The organism is Methylovulum sp., from assembly GCF_028687615.1.
Classification (GTDB): Bacteria; Pseudomonadota; Gammaproteobacteria; order Methylococcales; family Methylomonadaceae; genus Methylovulum.
Genome location: NZ_JAQTZU010000002.1, coordinates 16,841 through 33,505, shown reverse-complemented (window position 1 = coordinate 33,505; position 16,665 = coordinate 16,841). Strand labels below are relative to the sequence as shown.

At 48.2% G+C, this 16,665-nt stretch carries 19 protein-coding genes and 1 tRNA gene; 14 read left to right on the top strand and 6 right to left on the bottom strand.

Translation table 11 applies throughout. From position 1 onward, the window contains the following. Window positions 1-11 precede the first annotated feature (11 nt). A complete protein-coding gene (locus tag PHH59_RS01525; protein WP_300010137.1) occupies window positions 12-773 on the bottom strand; it encodes a Stp1/IreP family PP2C-type Ser/Thr phosphatase in 762 nt (253 codons plus the stop codon). Between the two features lie 638 nt (window positions 774-1,411). Here PHH59_RS01525 and lplT point away from each other — a divergent pair. Then, complete coding sequence (gene lplT / locus PHH59_RS01520) at window positions 1,412-2,581, top strand: lysophospholipid transporter LplT (protein ID WP_300010134.1); 1,170 nt, start codon at window positions 1,412-1,414, stop codon at window positions 2,579-2,581. Between the two features lie 5 nt (window positions 2,582-2,586). On the opposite strand, the gene PHH59_RS01515 is transcribed toward lplT, so the two are convergent. Both PHH59_RS01515 and PHH59_RS01510 read right to left on the bottom strand, forming a co-directional pair. Continuing rightward, a complete protein-coding gene (locus PHH59_RS01515) occupies window positions 2,587-3,189 on the bottom strand; it encodes a TetR/AcrR family transcriptional regulator (RefSeq protein ID WP_300010132.1) in 603 nt (200 codons plus the stop codon). Window positions 3,190-3,334: 145 nt separating this feature from the next. Beyond that, window positions 3,335-3,411, bottom strand: a tRNA-Asp gene (locus PHH59_RS01510). A 34-nt stretch (window positions 3,412-3,445) separates the two neighbouring features. Here PHH59_RS01510 and PHH59_RS01505 point away from each other — a divergent pair. The 13 genes from PHH59_RS01505 to PHH59_RS01445 all read left to right on the top strand — a co-directional run bounded on the left by PHH59_RS01505 (window position 3,446) and on the right by PHH59_RS01445 (window position 15,158). Further along, window positions 3,446-3,712 carry a hypothetical protein gene (locus tag PHH59_RS01505; protein ID WP_300010129.1) on the top strand — a complete coding sequence of 89 codons (267 nt, stop codon included), beginning with the start codon at window positions 3,446-3,448 and terminating at the stop codon, window positions 3,710-3,712. Between the two features lie 16 nt (window positions 3,713-3,728). Continuing rightward, window positions 3,729-4,223, top strand: a complete 495-nt coding sequence (purE, locus tag PHH59_RS01500) for a 5-(carboxyamino)imidazole ribonucleotide mutase (protein ID WP_300010126.1) — start codon at window positions 3,729-3,731, stop codon at window positions 4,221-4,223. Window positions 4,224-4,229: 6 nt separating this feature from the next. Next, window positions 4,230-5,324: a 5-(carboxyamino)imidazole ribonucleotide synthase gene (locus tag PHH59_RS01495; protein WP_300010123.1), complete on the top strand. Its 1,095-nt coding sequence runs from the start codon at window positions 4,230-4,232 to the stop codon at window positions 5,322-5,324. A 249-nt stretch (window positions 5,325-5,573) separates the two neighbouring features. After that, complete coding sequence (locus tag PHH59_RS01490; RefSeq protein ID WP_300010120.1) at window positions 5,574-6,050, top strand: formate dehydrogenase subunit gamma; 477 nt, start codon at window positions 5,574-5,576, stop codon at window positions 6,048-6,050. Beyond that, window positions 6,047-7,600, top strand: a complete 1,554-nt coding sequence (locus PHH59_RS01485; protein WP_300010117.1) for an NADH-quinone oxidoreductase subunit NuoF — start codon at window positions 6,047-6,049, stop codon at window positions 7,598-7,600. The genes PHH59_RS01490 and PHH59_RS01485 overlap by 4 nt, the downstream gene beginning before the upstream one ends. 23 nt (window positions 7,601-7,623) lie before the next feature. Beyond that, window positions 7,624-7,824, top strand: coding sequence for a type II toxin-antitoxin system VapB family antitoxin (locus PHH59_RS01480; protein ID WP_300010114.1), 201 nt, complete (start codon window positions 7,624-7,626; stop codon window positions 7,822-7,824). Further along, window positions 7,808-8,191: a PIN domain-containing protein gene (locus tag PHH59_RS01475; protein ID WP_300010111.1), complete on the top strand. Its 384-nt coding sequence runs from the start codon at window positions 7,808-7,810 to the stop codon at window positions 8,189-8,191. Before PHH59_RS01480 ends, PHH59_RS01475 begins: the two co-directional genes overlap by 17 nt. A gap of 57 nt (window positions 8,192-8,248) precedes the next feature. Beyond that, entirely contained in the window at window positions 8,249-11,098 is a 2,850-nt protein-coding gene (gene fdhF / locus PHH59_RS01470) for a formate dehydrogenase subunit alpha (protein ID WP_300010108.1), read from the top strand. Further along, a complete protein-coding gene (gene fdhD, locus PHH59_RS01465) occupies window positions 11,091-11,921 on the top strand; it encodes a formate dehydrogenase accessory sulfurtransferase FdhD (protein ID WP_300010105.1) in 831 nt (276 codons plus the stop codon). The genes fdhF and fdhD overlap by 8 nt, the downstream gene beginning before the upstream one ends. Window positions 11,922-11,936: 15 nt before the next feature. After that, window positions 11,937-12,146: a formate dehydrogenase subunit delta gene (locus tag PHH59_RS01460; RefSeq protein WP_300010102.1), complete on the top strand. Its 210-nt coding sequence runs from the start codon at window positions 11,937-11,939 to the stop codon at window positions 12,144-12,146. A gap of 444 nt (window positions 12,147-12,590) precedes the next feature. Further along, window positions 12,591-13,148: an electron transport complex subunit RsxB gene (rsxB, locus tag PHH59_RS01455; RefSeq protein WP_300010097.1), complete on the top strand. Its 558-nt coding sequence runs from the start codon at window positions 12,591-12,593 to the stop codon at window positions 13,146-13,148. 288 nt (window positions 13,149-13,436) lie between these two features. Beyond that, window positions 13,437-14,003: an elongation factor P-like protein YeiP gene (gene yeiP, locus PHH59_RS01450; RefSeq protein ID WP_300010094.1), complete on the top strand. Its 567-nt coding sequence runs from the start codon at window positions 13,437-13,439 to the stop codon at window positions 14,001-14,003. A gap of 12 nt (window positions 14,004-14,015) precedes the next feature. Beyond that, window positions 14,016-15,158: a methyltransferase gene (locus PHH59_RS01445; protein ID WP_300010091.1), complete on the top strand. Its 1,143-nt coding sequence runs from the start codon at window positions 14,016-14,018 to the stop codon at window positions 15,156-15,158. Window positions 15,159-15,223: 65 nt separating this feature from the next. Here PHH59_RS01445 and PHH59_RS01440 read toward each other — a convergent pair whose 3' ends face one another. The 3 genes from PHH59_RS01440 to dapB all read right to left on the bottom strand — a co-directional run bounded on the left by PHH59_RS01440 (window position 15,224) and on the right by dapB (window position 16,665). After that, complete coding sequence (locus PHH59_RS01440) at window positions 15,224-15,433, bottom strand: cold-shock protein (protein WP_019867332.1); 210 nt, start codon at window positions 15,431-15,433, stop codon at window positions 15,224-15,226. Between the two features lie 102 nt (window positions 15,434-15,535). Beyond that, entirely contained in the window at window positions 15,536-15,754 is a 219-nt protein-coding gene (locus tag PHH59_RS01435; RefSeq protein WP_300010088.1) for a hypothetical protein, read from the bottom strand. A gap of 89 nt (window positions 15,755-15,843) precedes the next feature. After that, window positions 15,844-16,665, bottom strand: coding sequence for a 4-hydroxy-tetrahydrodipicolinate reductase (gene dapB / locus PHH59_RS01430; RefSeq protein ID WP_300010085.1), 822 nt, complete (start codon window positions 16,663-16,665; stop codon window positions 15,844-15,846).

Below are 16,665 nucleotides of genomic sequence, written 5' to 3'. Positions count from 1 at the left end.
ACTATTCTACTTTAATAGTTGTTCTGGACGGCCAGCACTATGACCGAAATATTGTCATTGCCGCCCCTGTCAATAGCTGCATCAACCAGTGCGGTGCAAGCCTCTTCAGGGGAATTATTGACAATAATATGGAGGATTTCGTCATCCGTTATTTTTTCAAAAAGACCATCGGAACATAGCAAATAGCTGTCGCCGATTTGGATGGGAAACAAAATATCCGAAACATCAACCAAAATATCAGGATTGGTGCCCAGGGCATTGGTCAGTATATTTTTTTGAGGATGGACTTTCGCCTGTTCTGCGGTGATCATGCCATACTCCAGCATTTGCGCCACCAGTGTATGATCCTGCGTCATTTGGGTAATATGCCGGTCACGGATGGAATAAAGCCTGGAATCACCAACATGGGCATAACAGCCCATGCCATTAGCAATCAAAAGGGCGGTTACCGTCGTCCCCATGCCCCGGCAATCATGATGATCGCTCGAATGGCGGTACACCCTCTGGTTGGCCGCCAAATACGCATTAACCAGTGTCTGCTGCGGGTCGGCAAAATGATGTGCCAAACACCATTCACCAATAACATCCACCGCTTCTTGACTGGCGACCTCCCCCGCCTTATGCCCGCCCATACCGTCAGCAACAATTGCCAATCCTGTTTGGACATTTCCTGATAGTGAAAAAAATTTGACAGTATCTTCGTTATTTTGTCGATGGCAGCCAATATCACTGGCTAAAGCGACCGAAATGACATAGTCTTCAGCAATTGCCATTGGTTTTCCTGTAGTTTTAAAGCGTTTTAGCAATCCCGCAAAAAGCTGGTTTAATTGCATGATAAAATAAAAAACTTAACGATCCGCCATACAGGCAAGCCACTGGGGAGTGCTTGAATCCGGGCCGTTTCCAATACGGATGCGTCTTTTTAAGCGCACTGGACTGCTCATTCCGAACAGCCGTCCTGCAAACCACACCCTTTTTCATAAAGTGTTTCAACGCGGTATTATGCTTGCCAGCCTAATATCCGCCAACCAAAAAACCGCGCTTAATTTAAAGCCTGCTGATGCTACTATTTGCCCTGATGAAAGTAAACGTTAAAATCCCAAGGAGTCGTCATCAATAAAATGGCAATCAACATAATTTAAGTCTACTGACCTACCAGTCAAGCATTAATTGTTTCATCAGTGCTTGCATTAAACAAGGAACGCCCCGCCCACGCTTTTTGGGCAAGCATCTTATGAAACAATTAGTAATCCAATTGAATGGGGAAAATTAATATTTGAGAAAAATCGACCACCTGTATTTTCTGGCATTTAATAAACCAGATTGTTTTTAATGCCTGAACCCTAACCCGCCCCATGACAATCATGACGTTTCTTACCCACTCATTGCCTACACTAGGCCACCAAGTATCATGAACAAACACCTATACCCCTTGTTAATCGCCCAGTTTTTATCGGCATTTGCAGATAATGCCGTATTGTTCACCGTCATTGCCATCGTCATGCAGTCCATGCACACGGAAAGCTGGTATATTCCCGCTGTACAAAGCGCTTTTACGGTTGCCTATGTCATGCTGGCGCCCTGGGTGGGTGAAATTGCCGACACCCATGCCAAGCCCAAAGTATTGTTGGTGGCAAATTTGATTAAAGCCGGCGGTGCCGCGCTATTGCTACTGAATGTCGAGCCTATCCTGGCTTATAGCGTCATCGGCATGGGGGCGGCAGTTTATAACCCGGTTAAATACGGCATATTACCTGAACTTGCTGATTATGATCACCTCATTAAAGCCAATAGCCTGATGGAAGGCTCAACCATACTGGCGATCCTGCTCGGTATGATGGCGGGTGCTAAAATCGCTGATTATTCCACACACTGGGCATTGGTTGCTTGCGTCAGCTTGTTTATCATTTCCGCATTAGTTACTTTGTTCCTACCGACCGGCGAAATCAAAAAAGCCGTTTCCGGTTCCAAAATCCTCGCTTTTGGCAGAGAAATCAGGCAATTTTTTACCTTATCCGGCTCTTCTTTCGCCATCATGGGCGGCGGCCTGTTTTGGCTGGCGGCGGCGACTTTACGCGTCATCCTGATCGCCTGGGCGCCTTTGGTGTTGATGACCCAAAATGCCACCGAAATTGCCGCGTTGACCCTATTTCTAGCCATTGGGATTATCATCGGCTCCGCGATTGTGCCACGCTTGATTCCTTTGGAACATATCCGCAGGGCGAGAATTCCGGCTTATCTGATGGCATTGAGTGTCGTAGCCTTGAGCTTTACCGACAGCTTGTGGTCAGCGCGAGCCGCCTTGCTGCTGATCGGTATGATGGGGGGGATGTTTATCGTGCCGGTTAATGCGATTTTGCAGGAGCTGGGAAAAGAAAGCATCGGTAGTGGCCGTGCGGTCGCTTTACAAGGTTTTTTCAACAATATTGCTATGTTGGTAGGGGTTGGCTGCTACACTTTTGCCGCTGCAAACAGTGCCGGCCCGGTCATAGCCATGATGGTGCTGGGCTTGTTGATATTTGTCGGGACTTTTCTGGTGTCATTGAGTTTACGCCACAGCCCTGCAAAGCCACATTCATGAAGTGGCTAACCGCCAGTTTTTACTGTGCCGCAAAATAGCGTGGTTAATAAGTGCATGCTGGCTTCGGCCGCTTTGACGCTGCCAGTGCCGCCATCCAGCATATTCGCGCACACCCCTTGCATTCCAGCCCACAGCGTCCGGGCCAATAAGCTTTTCTGCGTCGGGTCGTTTACATTTGGATTGCTTAAATTTGGATTGTTTGTACTGGCTAAGCTTGACTCGATCAAATTGATCAGTGCATCGGCACTCGCCTGATAGGCTTCGGACGCACAACCATTTTCCCTAAAACCCGTATCAGACAATAGCCGCCAACGATGGTGGTTTTGGTGGGCATAATCCAGATAAGCGCGGCCCAAGACATGCAAATCCTGTGGCTGCTGCTGTTTCAACATGGTGGCGATATGTTCCAACGTTTTCGCGTTCACATGGCAGATGACATCCGCCATATTGTCAAATACCATATAAATGCTGCCCACGGTATAACCTACCCGCATGGCAATCTTGCGCACGGTCAATGCGCCGCCACCTTCTTCAATGACAATAGCTTCCGCCGCCGACAAAACCATTGCCTTGATCTCATCCAGACTATGTTTGTTTCGTCTTGCCATATCGCGTGAACTTATTGGGTCAGGAAAGCGCTTTAAAATGATGGGGTGGGTGGCGATGAATGCCTAGGCATAAGCCCTACACCAAATATGCTGGCTAACAGGCTTATCAATACGGTTTATTAGTGCATGGGCACCAGATAAAAAATGGCGAAGCGGACGGGGCTCGAACCCGCGACCACCGGCGTGACAGGCCGGTATTCTAACCAACTGAACTACCGCTCCGTAGTTGAGCCGGAAATTATACATTGGTTTTCTATTGATACCCAATAAAACTTTAAATAAATTTTATTTTCTTGGTAAGGAATGGGCATGGAATAAATTCGCGGATCAAGACCTGTCAGGTTTTGAAAACCTGACAGGTCTGACGAGCCGGTGCGGAAATTATTCCATGCCCATTCCTAAGTTTGTTTATTTTCTTGGTAAGTTTGTTTATTTTCTTGATCAGTTTGAAACCATTCAGGCACTATTTATGCGATACTACGCAACTTTAAATTTTATTCGGACATTTTTAGTTCAAAAATGATTAACAAGGAATCAACATGACCGCACTGGTGGGCATCATCATGGGATCCACTTCGGACTGGGAAACCATGTGCTTTGCCGAGGAGACCTTAATCAAGCTGGGTATCCCTTATGAGGTCGAAGTCGTGTCAGCCCATCGAACCCCGGACAAATTGTTCAGTTACGCAGAAACAGCCGAAGCCAGGGGCCTGGAGACCATTATCGCCGGCGCGGGTGGCGCCGCACATTTGCCGGGCATGACGGCGGCGAAAACCCTGGTTCCGGTCTTGGGCGTACCCGTGCAATCCAAAACCTTAAATGGTATGGATTCTCTATTGTCGATAGTGCAAATGCCCGCCGGCATTCCGGTCGGCACCCTGGCAATCGGCAAGGCAGGCGCTATCAATGCGGCCTTGCTGGCGGCGGCTATTATCAGCAACAAACACAGCCAATACCGGGAAGCATTGGCTAGTTTCCGAAATGAGCAGACCGCAAACGTGTTGGCCCATGCCGACCCAAGAAATGAGGCTTGAGATTTTATGAAAGTGGGGATACTGGGTGCAGGGCAGCTTGCCCGAATGATAGCCCTGGCAGGTTTTCCGCTGGGCTTGGAGTTTATTTTTTTGGACCCCGCTGCTGATGCGTGCGCCAATCGCTTGGGCGAGCATCTACAAGGGGATTACAACGACGTCAGCTTACTCGCACAACTGGCGGAACGGGCTGATGTGGTGACTTACGAGTTTGAAAACGTCCCCTCAACAGTGGCGGAGTTTTTGTCCGCACACACGCAAGTGCATCCTTCACCGCAAGCATTGGCTGTCGCCCAAGACCGGTTAATCGAAAAAAACTTTTTTAATGGCATCGGCATCCCCACTCCGGCTTATGCCGCGGTAAACAGCCTGGAAGATTTGCAGGCGGTTATGGCGGACATCGGGTATCCGGCCGTCTTAAAAAGCCGCACCCAAGGTTACGACGGCAAAGGGCAATCGGTACTGAAAACGGTTGATGATTTGGCAGCGGCATGGCACAAACTGGAAGGTGTCCCCGCCATCATCGAAGCCTTTGTGCCATTTACCCGTGAAGTGTCGGTTATTGCCGCACGCAATATTGCAGGTGATATTGTTTATTATCCATTGTCCGAAAACCTGCATCGCGGTGGTATTTTACGGGTTTCTGAATGCAAGACCGACGATGCGATGCAAGAACAAGCGCAAACCTACATCACCCACTTGCTCGAAGCGTTGGATTATGTCGGGGTTTTGGCCTTGGAACTGTTCGAGTTCAATGGCAAACTGGTCGCCAATGAATTTGCCCCACGGGTCCATAATTCAGGCCACTGGACAATTGAAGGCGCGCAAACCAGTCAATTTGAAAACCATCTACGGGCAATATTAAATTTACCCTTAGGCGCAACCACGGCGATAAACAAAGCGGCTATGGTTAATTTTATCGGCGGCCTGCCGTCATCAGAAACGGTATTGACAATTCCGGGCGCACATTTACATTTATATGGTAAAGATCCACGCAAAGGCCGCAAAGTAGCCCACGCCACGATACGCACCGAAACGGATAAGTCATTAGCCGAATTGACCCAAAAGCTTACCCAGATCGCAGACCAAGTGGATGACAGCTAACATGAATAAAACCTGTTTTAAAAAAAACAGGCGAACTTGCAGCCTAAATAGAAAACCTTACAAGTGAATTTGATTCAATTCAGTTGTGAAACAATTCACTGTTAGCGAAGCATGATGTCCTAAATCGCCAGACAAATGTGATTTTTACACACAACACTCTTGTGCTATTCTAGGAGTTAAAAATTTATTACATGCAGCTATAAGGATAGATGTTGCTTTTAAGCAAGGATTCACAATCGTGAGAAAATTATGACAGACTCAAGCACTATGCTATCAACAGTGCAGGCAATTGCCGCCGCCCTCAAAGATAAACCCGGCGCACTCTTACCGATTCTTCATGGAGTGCAAGACGCGCTGGGCTATATTCCGTCTGATAGCGTCCCTGTAATCGCCAAAGCACTCAACCTCTCCCGTGCCGAAGTTCATGGCGTCATCAGTTTTTATCATTATTTCCGTGAAACACCTCCGGGCAAACAAACCATACACTTATGCCGGGCTGAATCTTGCCAATCTATGGGCAGCAAACAGTTGGAAGGGCATGTCAAAGCCAAGCTGGGCATTGATTACCATGAAACTACCGCCGATGGTGCATTTTCGCTGGAACCCGTTTATTGCTTGGGCAATTGCGCCTGCTCCCCTGCCCTGCAAATTGGCGCTGACATTTATGGACGCGTCTCTCCTGAATTATTTGATGAATTGATCGCCAACACGGAGGCTGCGGCATGAGCAAAACCATTTACGTCCCTTGCGACTCCAGTGCCGTTTCCTTAGGCGCAGACCGTGTCGCCAAAGCCATTCAAGCTGAAGCGGAAAAACGCGGTATTGACATTCAATTGATCCGTAATGGCTCGCGCGGCATGTTCTGGCTTGAACCCTTGGTTGAAGTCGCGACTGATAAAGGCCGTATCGCTTATGGCCCAGTCCAGACCGCCGATGTCGCCAGCCTGTTCGATGCCGATTTTACCAATGGCGGCGACCACGCCCTGTCTTTGGGTCTGACCGAAGAATTCGATTATCTGAAAAAACAACAACGTCTGACTTTCGCCCGTATCGGCATCACCGATCCCGTCAGTCTGGACGATTACCTTGCCAACGACGGTTACCGTGGCCTGGACAACGCCCTGGCAATGTCGCCAGCCGATGTCGTCAAACACGTCACTGATTCCGGTTTGCGTGGACGTGGTGGCGCGGCGTTCCCGACGGGCATCAAATGGAACACGGTGTTGAACACGCCATCTGAGCAAAAATACATTATCTGCAATGCTGACGAAGGCGATTCCGGCACGTTTTCCGACCGTATGGTCATGGAAGGCGACCCGTTTGTGTTAATCGAAGGCATGACGATTGCCGGGCTGGCAGTTGGCGCAACACAAGCTTATATCTATTTACGCGTAGAATATCCGCATGCGCTCGTTGCCTTAAATGCCGCCATTGACAAAGCCACTGCCGCCGGTTATCTGGGTGACAATATCTTAGGTAGCGGCAAAGCATTCCATCTCGAAGTCCGTTTAGGTGCGGGTGCTTACATTTGCGGCGAAGAAACTTCATTGATGGAAAGTCTGGAAGGCAAACGTGGCTTGGTAAGGTTTAAACCACCACTGCCGGCGATTAGCGGCCTGTTTGGGAAACCCACTGTGGTCAACAATGTCATTTCCTTGGCATCAGTCCCCATTATTCTCGATAAGGGCGGCGAGTATTACCGCGATTTTGGCATGGGACGCTCACGCGGCACGTTGCCCATTCAATTGGCAGGCAATATTAAACACGGTGGTTTGGTTGAATTGGCATTTGGCTTGACCTTGCGCGAATTGCTTTATGATTTCGGTGGCGGTTCCGCCACGGGTCGTCCCATCAAAGCCGTACAAGTGGGCGGGCCTTTAGGTGCGTACTTGCCAGAATCGCAATTCGACACACCACTGGATTACGAAGCTTTCGCCGCCAACTGGACTGTGTTAGGGCACGGCGGCGTGGTGGTGTTTGACGACACCGCCGACCTAGCGGCAATGGCACGTTACAGCATGGAATTTTGCGCCTTGGAATCCTGCGGCAAGTGTACGCCGTGCCGCATCGGTTCGACACGCGGCATGGAGTTGATGGACGACATCATCGAAGGCCGTGATTTGGATAAAAATGTGCCATTGTTACGCTCGCTGTGCGACACCTTGTTGAATGGATCTTTGTGTGCCTTGGGTGGCATGACCCCGTATCCGGTATTGAGTGCGTTAAACCATTTCCCGCAAGATTTTGGGATTGATCATCAAGCAGACATAGCCTAATAAAGGTAAAATCCAACATGATAATGACCCTTGACTTACCGGACGAACTTGTTGCAGAAGCCATGCAACTGACCGACATTAAGATAAAAAACCAGGTTATTATCTTAGCCTTGCAAGAGTACATTAAAAAAAATAAAGTTGCAGACCTTCGGTCATACAAGGGTAAAGTTGATCTCGATATAAATATTGATCTACTTAGAAATCGCGATGCCCATCTTAATTGACACCTCGATCTGGATTGATTACTTTAAAAATGGCGCAAACTCTGACGAATTGGACGGCTTGCTTGAAAACAACCAAATTGTCCTCAATGATATTATCCTTGCAGAATTATTACCTTTTTTAATAATAAAAAAGCAGTATAAAATCATTGAATTATTAAAAGAAATAAGTTTACTAGCCCTGCAAATAAATTGGCCGGAGATTATTCAATGGCAAACAACTTGTTTAACCGCAGGATTTAATGGCATAGGCATACCCGATTTACTGATTGCTCAAAATTCAAAACAAAATAACTGCAAGATTTATTCTCTGGATAAACATTTTCGCTTTCTAAATCAATGTGATGACACTATACGGTTATTTGCATGACAATCGTGTTCAAACAAATGTCCAATGCCGCTTAACAATAAACATGAGGTAACAACCATGTCCATCAATAAAGAAAAAGATTTCGGTACCCCCGCCAGCCCCGCCACCACAATGGTAAACTTGGAAATTGACGGTTTTAAAGTCACCGTCCCTGCCGGCACGTCCATCATGCGTGCCGCCTCCAGTATCGGTATAGACATTCCTAAACTGTGTGCAACCGACAGCATAGAACCCTTTGGTTCATGCCGTTTGTGCCTGGTGCAAATCGAAGGCGGGCGAGGGATGCCGGCTTCCTGCACCACACCAGTCGCCGAAGGCCAAAAAGTCATCACCCAAAATCCCCGCTTGGCGGAAGTGCGCCGTGGCGTGATGGAATTGTATATTTCTGACCACCCTTTAGATTGCTTGACCTGTTCCGCGAACGGCGACTGCGAACTGCAAGACATGGCGGGTGCGGTCGGTTTGCGCGAAGTGCGCTACAACCCAGTGGAAACCCATTTAAATGCGGTCAAAGACACCAGCAACCCTTATTTCACGTTCGATCCTAGCAAATGTATCGTCTGCTCACGTTGCGTCAGGGCCTGTGAAGAAACCCAAGGTACGTTTGCGTTGACCATTGATGGCCGTGGCTTTGACTCTAAAGTATCGCCTAGCCAAAACCAGCCGTTCATGGAGTCCGAGTGTGTCTCTTGCGGAGCTTGCGTCCAGGCCTGCCCAACCGCCACTTTGATGGAAAAATCGGTCATCGACAACGGCCAACCTGAACATGCAATCGTCACCACTTGCGCTTATTGCGGTGTAGGCTGTTCTTTCCGTGCAGAAATGAAAGGCGAACAAGTCATCCGTATGGTCCCGCACAAAGACGGCAAAGCCAACCACGGTCATTCTTGCGTCAAAGGCCGTTTTGCTTTTGGCTATGCCACCCATAAAGACCGCATCACGAAACCGATGATCCGCGCCAGCATCAAAGACGCATGGCAAGAAGTGACTTGGGAAGAAGCGATCAACCACGCCGCTTCCGAACTGAAACGTATCCAGGCCAAATACGGTAAAGATTCAATTGGCGGCATCACCTCGTCACGTTGCACCAATGAAGAGACGTATCTGGTACAAAAACTGATCCGGGCTGGATTCGGCAATAACAACGTCGACACTTGCGCCCGCGTCTGCCATTCGCCTACCGGTTATGGCTTAAAGCAAACTTTTGGCGAATCATCCGGTACGCAAAACTTTGACTCCGTCATGAAAGCCGATGTCATTATGGTAATCGGTGCCAACCCAACTGACGGGCATCCGGTATTCGGTTCGCAAATGAAAAAACGTTTGCGTCAAGGTGCGAAATTGATCGTTGTTGATCCCCGCGAAATTGACTTGGTCAAAACACCCCATGTACAAGCGCAACATCACCTAAAATTACGTCCCAGCACCAATGTTGCTTTAATCAACGCACTGGCCCATGTTGTCGTTACGGAAAATTTGACTGACGATGCTTTTGCTAACGAGCGTTGCGACGTGGCTTCTTATAACAAATGGAAAGCCTTCATTGCCGACCCTAGACACGCGCCGGAAGCGGCTGAATCTATCACCGGAGTGCCTGCTGCTGAAATCAGGGCCGCAGCAAGGCTTTACGCATCCGCCAATAATGGCGCGATTTATTACGGTTTGGGCGTGACCGAACACAGCCAAGGTTCGACGACAGTCATCGGCATTGCCAATCTGGCGATGGCGACCGGCAATCTGGGCCGTGATGGCGTGGGCGTCAACCCCTTACGCGGACAAAACAATGTGCAAGGTTCTTGTGACATGGGTTCATTCCCACATGAATTCCCTGGTTACCGCCATGTTTCCGACACCGAAACCCACGAACTGTTTACCAGTGCCTGGAATGCAAAACTGAGTTTGGAGCCAGGCCTGCGCATCCCTAATATGTTTGATTCTGCTATGGATAAAAGCTTTTTGGGCTTGTACGTTGAAGGCGAGGATATTGCCCAATCTGATCCAGACATCCAACATGTACATGCGGCCCTTCGGGCGATGGAATGTGTCATCGTGCAGGATCTGTTCCTGAACGAAACCGCGAAATTCGCCCATGTGTTCTTGCCAGGCGCATCATTCCTAGAAAAAGACGGCACTTTCACCAATGCCGAACGCCGTATTTCCCCCGTGCGTAAGGTCATGAGACCACTGGCTGGCTACCAAGACTGGGAAGTCACACAACTGCTGTCAAACGCAATGGGTTATCCGATGGATTACCAGCACCCATCGGAAATCATGGACGAAATCGCCAGCCTGACACCCACTTTTACCGGTGTCAGTTATAAAAAAATTGACGAACTCGGCAGCATCCAATGGCCTTGCAACGATGAGGCACCGGAAGGCACACCGATCATGCACGAACATGAATTCATGCGTGACAATGGCAAGGGGCTGTTTATGCTGACGGATTACGTCGCCACCCATGAACGTATCACGCAAATGTTCCCGTTAATCCTGACCACCGGGCGTATTCTGTCGCAATACAATGTGGGCGTGCAAACCCGCCGTACCGAAAACGTGGCGTGGCATAGTGAAGACCGTTTGGAAATCCATCCGCATGACGCCGAAGACCGTGGCATCAACAACGATGATTGGGTTGGCATCAAAAGCCGCGCCGGTGAAACCGTGTTACGCGCTTTAGTCAGCGGGCGCGTCCAACCTGGCGTGGTTTATACGACTTTCCATTTCCCTGAATCCGGCGCGAACGTCATCACCACTGACAACTCGGATTGGGCGACCAACTGTCCTGAGTACAAAGTCACCGCCGTGCAAGTCACTAAAGTCAGCCAACCTTCAAAATGGCAGGAAAGTTATCAGAACTTTTCTGAAACCCAACTGGACTTGCTGGCGCAAGGCATGAGCCATGGCTAACGGCCTGTCCTTAGATTTAGGATGGCCTAGTTACCAACAAAGCACCGTCGAACGCTGGCATAACAACCAGCGTTCACAAGAGCTGGACTATATTGCCGAAGAAGTGCCTATCTCTTTGGTTTATAACGGAGTGCCGCATGTAGTCATGCTGGCGACACCGACCAATCTCGAAGAATTCGCCTTGGGTTTTAGCATCACCGAAGGCATTATTTCCAATCCGCAAGAATTATTGTCAACACGGATTTATAACCGCTCCAACGGTATTGAAGTCCAGTTAAAAATTCCTGAACAGCATTTTCAATGCCTTGCCGATAAAGGCCGTAATCTGACCGGACGCACGGGTTGCGGTTTATGTGGCGCAAGCACGTTAAAACAAGCGATCCGCCAACCCGCGCCAGTACACGGCGATTTGACCGTCAAATCCGAAGAATTATTCTCCGCATTAGCTGAAGTCAAGCAACGGCAAAAATTGAATAAACTGACCGGTTCAGTCCATGCGGCGGCCTGGGCGGTTCCGGGTCAAGGCATCGTCGATTTGCGCGAAGATGTCGGGCGGCATAACGCGCTGGACAAACTCATCGGCCTATTATTAAAAACCAACAAAAATTTAAGCACCGGATTTGTCATTGTCACCAGCCGTGCCAGTTACGAAATGGTGCAAAAAACCGCTTTTGTCGGCATCACTTTGCTTGCCGCGATTTCCGCACCTACTGGTTTGGCGATCCGCTTGGCCAATGAAGCGGGGTTGACACTGATCGGTTTTGCCCGCGACACCCAGCATGTCGTTTACACCCATCCGCAACGTTTACTACATAACAATTAAATTAAAAAAATGACCATGAAAACAGACAGACTCATCAAAATGACCAATGACATCAGTGATTTTTTCAATGCCGAACCTGACAAGGAAATCGCCGCAGAAGGCGTTAAAAGCCATATCATGCGGGTGTGGGAGCCGAGGATGCGCCTGGCGATTATTGCTTATAGTCAAGAAAGCGGGGAAGGTTTAAGTGAATTGGCTAAGGTGGCCGTGGCTAGATTGAAATAACCAGGCTGCATGGCATCATAAGTAGATGTGCGTAATCTTTAACATTTTTAAGAAGAAGCCGTCATTCCGGCAGGGATTGCCGGAATGACGATGCTTCCTCAATGTTGCGGTGAAAATAGTGGACATTAGTTCTGTGAAAATCAATGTTAAAAAACTTTTGCACACCTAGTTAGATGATTTTTTGATTACTAAAATCCAGACACAAAGTAGATCTCAAGTTTTTTACTGCTTGTTTTTAACATCTTGCGCTAATTCAAAATACCTGATGATACGCACTACGTTTTGACAACTGACAAACTGAACTTGGCCAATAGCGGCACTGGCCTACATGGTATAAAATCATCTGCATTTAAATCCCCCGCTTATTCGCCTTGCAACGGGTCCAGCCGTAATGTGACAGGTAGCTTCACCATCGCCGGAACATTTCCGGCATGATTTGTCTGAATGAAACACTTAATCGAACAACTCAACTCCTTACTCCCCCAAACCCAATGTGGCCAATGCAGCTATAACGGCTGCCGTCCTTACGCAGAAGCTATTGCAACAAATAAAGCCGATATAAACCAATGCCCGCCGGGCGGTGATGAAGGCATAGCCGCTTTGGCTGAGTTTTTAGGCAGACCGCCTAAACCACTTAACCCTGAATTTGGCGTGCATAAACCCAGGCAAGTGGCGTTTATCATCGAGCAGGATTGCATAGGCTGCGTGAAGTGCATCGCGGCATGTCCGGTCGATGCAATTTTGGGGGCGGCTAAGTTCATGCACACGGTCATTGCGTCCGAATGCACAGGCTGTGAGTTGTGCATCGCACCATGCCCGGTGGATTGCATCGTCATGCAGCCTGTGGCGGCTGATATTGGCAGTCTAGGCAAGCGTGAAAACGCGGCGTTAGCAAAACGGCGTTATGAAGCCAGAAATTTGCGTAAAGAGCTGGAAGCGGCAGAAAAGGCGGAACGTGCCGGATTAAAAAAAGCGGCGATATTAAAAATGAAAGCCGGGTAATTTTATTGTCCACGAAAAACACGAAAGGCACGAAAAAACAATTAGCTATCGTTCAGTTAGGAATGTGCATGGAATAAATTCGCGGATCAAGACCTGTCAGGTTTTCAAAACCTGACAGGTCTGACGAGTTGGTGCGGAAATTATTTCATGCCCGTTCCTTAGCAATTCAATACAGACCTTTCCGGTTTTTAAAACCGGAAAGGTCTGTATTTTTCGGTGTGGGTATTTTCGTGCCTTTCGTGTTTTTCGTGGACAATAATCAAATCAAACACTAACGAGGAATAAAACGTGGCAAAGGCAAGCGATTTAAAACGGGGCATGGTGGTCGATATTAATGGCGTACCACATATCGTCAAAAACGTGGATGTGAAAAGCCCGTCATCACGCGGTGCGACGACCTTGTACAAAGTCCGTTTCACCAATATGAAAACCGGACTGAAACTCGATGAGTCGCTAAAAGGCGATGATATGTTCAAAGATGCGGAATTGGTTCGCGCCAAAGTTCAGTATTCGTACAAAGATGGCGATAACTATATTTTCATGGACGCGGAAGATTACACGCAGTACAGCTTGAGTCCCGACGATTTGGAAGGCCAAGCGGAGTATTTGTCAGAAAGCTTGGAAGGCATCGTCGCCTTGTTGATTGACGATGAGATACTCGGCATTGAATTGCCCGCCACGGTGGTGTTGGAAATTATCGAAACCCCACCGCCGATTAAAGGCTCTTCGGCTTCGGCACGGACGAAAACGGCGCGTTTAAGCACTGGTTTAGAAGTGCAAGTGCCGGAATATTTAGAAACGGGCGAGCTGATCAAGGTCAATACCGAAACCGGCAAATATTCATCGCGCGCTTGATTCCGTTTGACAATGCCGGAAACTGACCAATGCTTGAAGGTTGCCCAAGGCGAATTCACCTTGAACCGCTTGCCCAAACGCCCTAACGAATTATTGCGGGCGTTTGATGCGGCGGATGAATATTTGCTGGATTATGTCGCCGGGTTCGTGAATCCAGCCCAAGATGCCAAAATTTTACTGCTCAATGACAGCTTCGGCGCCCTGGCGGTGGCCTTACATGCGTGGAATCCCTGGGCTATGTCGGATTCCTATTTGTCGCAACAGGCGACACGGCTTAATCTGGCAATAAATGGCCTGCATGAGTCGGATGTGAATTTGCTCGGCAGTGTAGACGTACTGACGGATGTCTTTGACCTAGTGTTGATCAAGGTACCGAAAACCTTGGCGTTACTGGAAGACCAATTGATACGTCTGCACCCTCATTTGACGGCAACAACTCAAGTGATTGTTGCAGGCATGGTCAAAACTTTGCCAGCTAAGGTCTGGAAATTGTTGGAACAGTTGGTGGGTGCAACCACCACGTCATTGGCGAAAAAAAAAGCCCGGCTGATTTTTGTCCAACCCAACCCGAATCTGATTGTTCCCGTTAATCCTTATCCGGTTTATTACACACTGGAAAATACCGATTACCGCATTGCCAACCACGCCAATGTGTTTTCACGCGACAGCCTTGATATTGGCACACGGTTTTTTCTCCAACATTTACCAAAATCTACCGACGCGCTGGATATCATTGATTTAGGTTGTGGCAATGGTTTGCTGGGTTTAATTGCCGCTGAACGCAATCCTCAAGCCAGATTACTGTTTGTCGATGAATCCTTTATGGCTATCGCTTCCGCAGAAGAAAATTTTAGGCAGGCTTTGGGTGATTACAGAATTGCGGGATTTCGTGTTGGAGATGGATTGACGGCGGAGGAAACCGCTTCGGCTGATATTATTCTTTGTAACCCGCCTTTTCATCAGCAAAATACCATAGGCGACCAAATCGCTATTAGTCTGTTTAAAGAATCACGCAGGGTGTTACGAAAAAACGGGGAACTGTGGGTGATAGGTAATCGCCATTTGAATTACCACATCACGCTCAAACGATGGTTCGACAACGTGTCGGCAGTTGCCAGCAACACCAAGTTTGTGATTTTAAAAGCCAGTTATTGATCAGCTTTATTGCAGCAATAAAAAAGAACCCAAAAGCAAGTCACTTTTGGGTTCTTTTAAAGATATTACGCTGGGGTTACGTTCTCAGCTTGCGGGCCTTTTTGACCTTGAGTCACCTGCATGGTCACTTTTTGGCCTTCGCGCAAGGTTTTGCGGCCAGTGCCGTTAATTGCGCTGTGGTGGACGAAAACATCCTTGCCACCTTCTTGTTCAATAAATCCGAAACCTTTTTCATCATTGAACCACTTAACGGTACCTACAACTTGATCTGACATATGACACTCTTTACTTGAAAAATCGCCAAGGTAAATTGGCTTTATAAATCCCAGCCTTAGAAATAAAGCTGGCTCAAACTTAAACTGCATCCCATGTTAGCACTAAAAATGCAGGAAGAGCAAAAACATTTTGGTTAAAGTCCGATAATTTTTACCGAAATGCGTTATTTCCCACGTCTTTATTTGAACCTGTAAAAATTGATTAAAACCCATACCCAAGCCTATCAATACATCAAAAGCCAATCGTATTTCAAATACTTGTCTAGGATCATCGGAAACACCTGCCAAGGAAGCACCCTCTTCTTTCCCTGGTAGCCACATAATGGTCTGTCCAATTTGTGCGCCTATTCACAAAATCTTTATTGGTAATCCTTTGGCTGCAATTTAACAATGACAAACAGTAAACGCGGTCAAATGTGCTTCAATCCCAACACATCCTGCATATCGTACATGCCGTTGTTTTTATCCCGCAACCAAACCGCCGCCCGTACCGCACCGTTGGCAAAGGTCATGCGGCTGCTGGCTTTATGGGTGATTTCGACACGCTCGCCTTCATCGGCAAACATCACGGTGTGCTCGCCGACAATATCACCGGCCCGTATGGTTGAGAAACCGATGCTTTTGCGGTCACGTTCACCCGTGTTGCCTTCGCGCCCATAAACCGCACAATCTTTTAAATTCCTGCCCAGGGTATCGGCGATCACTTCACCCATACGCAGGGCAGTGCCGGACGGTGCGTCAATTTTATGGCGGTGATGGGCTTCTATCACTTCTATGTCAGTGTAATCACCCATAATTTTTGCGGTAATCTCCAGCAATTTCAACGATAGATTGACTCCGACGCTGAAATTGGGGGCAAGCACGATGGCGATGTCATCGGCGGCATCGGTAATCAGCGATTTTTGGGCATCGTTAAAACCCGTCGTTCCAATCACCAGTTTTTTCCCGGCATCCCGGCAAAAATTGAGCGTGTTTATCGTTGTTTCAGGGCGGGTAAAGTCTATCAACACATCAAAATCATCCATCACTGTCATGATATTATCGACGACTTTAATATCTGAGCCCCCCATACCAACCAGCATACAGGGATCATGTCCAACGGCATGGCTGCCAGGACGGGAAATAGCGGCGGTGAACCTAGCATCAACAAGACCGGCTTCCGCCATTTTTGCGGCTTTAATCAAGCACAAGCCCATACGTCCTGATGCACCGATAACAGCAATACGAGTCAT

Bases quoted from the DNA above. Each gene is read 5' to 3' on its own strand.
- PHH59_RS01525 (WP_300010137.1), bottom strand. From the start codon at position 773: ATGGCAATTGCTGAAGACTATGTCATTTCGGTCGCTTTAGCCAGTGAT.
- PHH59_RS01440 (WP_019867332.1), bottom strand. From the start codon at position 15,433: ATGTCAGATCAAGTTGTAGGTACCGTTAAGTGGTTCAATGATGAAAAA.
- rsxB (WP_300010097.1), top strand. From the start codon at position 12,591: ATGAAACACTTAATCGAACAACTCAACTCCTTACTCCCCCAAACCCAA.
- PHH59_RS01490 (WP_300010120.1), top strand. From the start codon at position 5,574: ATGACAGACTCAAGCACTATGCTATCAACAGTGCAGGCAATTGCCGCC.
- PHH59_RS01495 (WP_300010123.1), top strand. From the start codon at position 4,230: ATGAAAGTGGGGATACTGGGTGCAGGGCAGCTTGCCCGAATGATAGCC.
- purE (WP_300010126.1), top strand. From the start codon at position 3,729: ATGACCGCACTGGTGGGCATCATCATGGGATCCACTTCGGACTGGGAA.
- PHH59_RS01475 (WP_300010111.1), top strand. From the start codon at position 7,808: ATGCCCATCTTAATTGACACCTCGATCTGGATTGATTACTTTAAAAAT.
- PHH59_RS01515 (WP_300010132.1), bottom strand. From the start codon at position 3,189: ATGGCAAGACGAAACAAACATAGTCTGGATGAGATCAAGGCAATGGTT.
- PHH59_RS01445 (WP_300010091.1), top strand. From the start codon at position 14,016: ATGCCGGAAACTGACCAATGCTTGAAGGTTGCCCAAGGCGAATTCACC.
- PHH59_RS01480 (WP_300010114.1), top strand. From the start codon at position 7,624: ATGACCCTTGACTTACCGGACGAACTTGTTGCAGAAGCCATGCAACTG.
- PHH59_RS01485 (WP_300010117.1), top strand. From the start codon at position 6,047: ATGAGCAAAACCATTTACGTCCCTTGCGACTCCAGTGCCGTTTCCTTA.
- fdhD (WP_300010105.1), top strand. From the start codon at position 11,091: ATGGCTAACGGCCTGTCCTTAGATTTAGGATGGCCTAGTTACCAACAA.
- lplT (WP_300010134.1), top strand. From the start codon at position 1,412: ATGAACAAACACCTATACCCCTTGTTAATCGCCCAGTTTTTATCGGCA.
- dapB (WP_300010085.1), bottom strand. From the start codon at position 16,665: ATGACTCGTATTGCTGTTATCGGTGCATCAGGACGTATGGGCTTGTGC.
- fdhF (WP_300010108.1), top strand. From the start codon at position 8,249: ATGTCCATCAATAAAGAAAAAGATTTCGGTACCCCCGCCAGCCCCGCC.
- PHH59_RS01435 (WP_300010088.1), bottom strand. From the start codon at position 15,754: ATGTGGCTACCAGGGAAAGAAGAGGGTGCTTCCTTGGCAGGTGTTTCC.
- PHH59_RS01460 (WP_300010102.1), top strand. From the start codon at position 11,937: ATGAAAACAGACAGACTCATCAAAATGACCAATGACATCAGTGATTTT.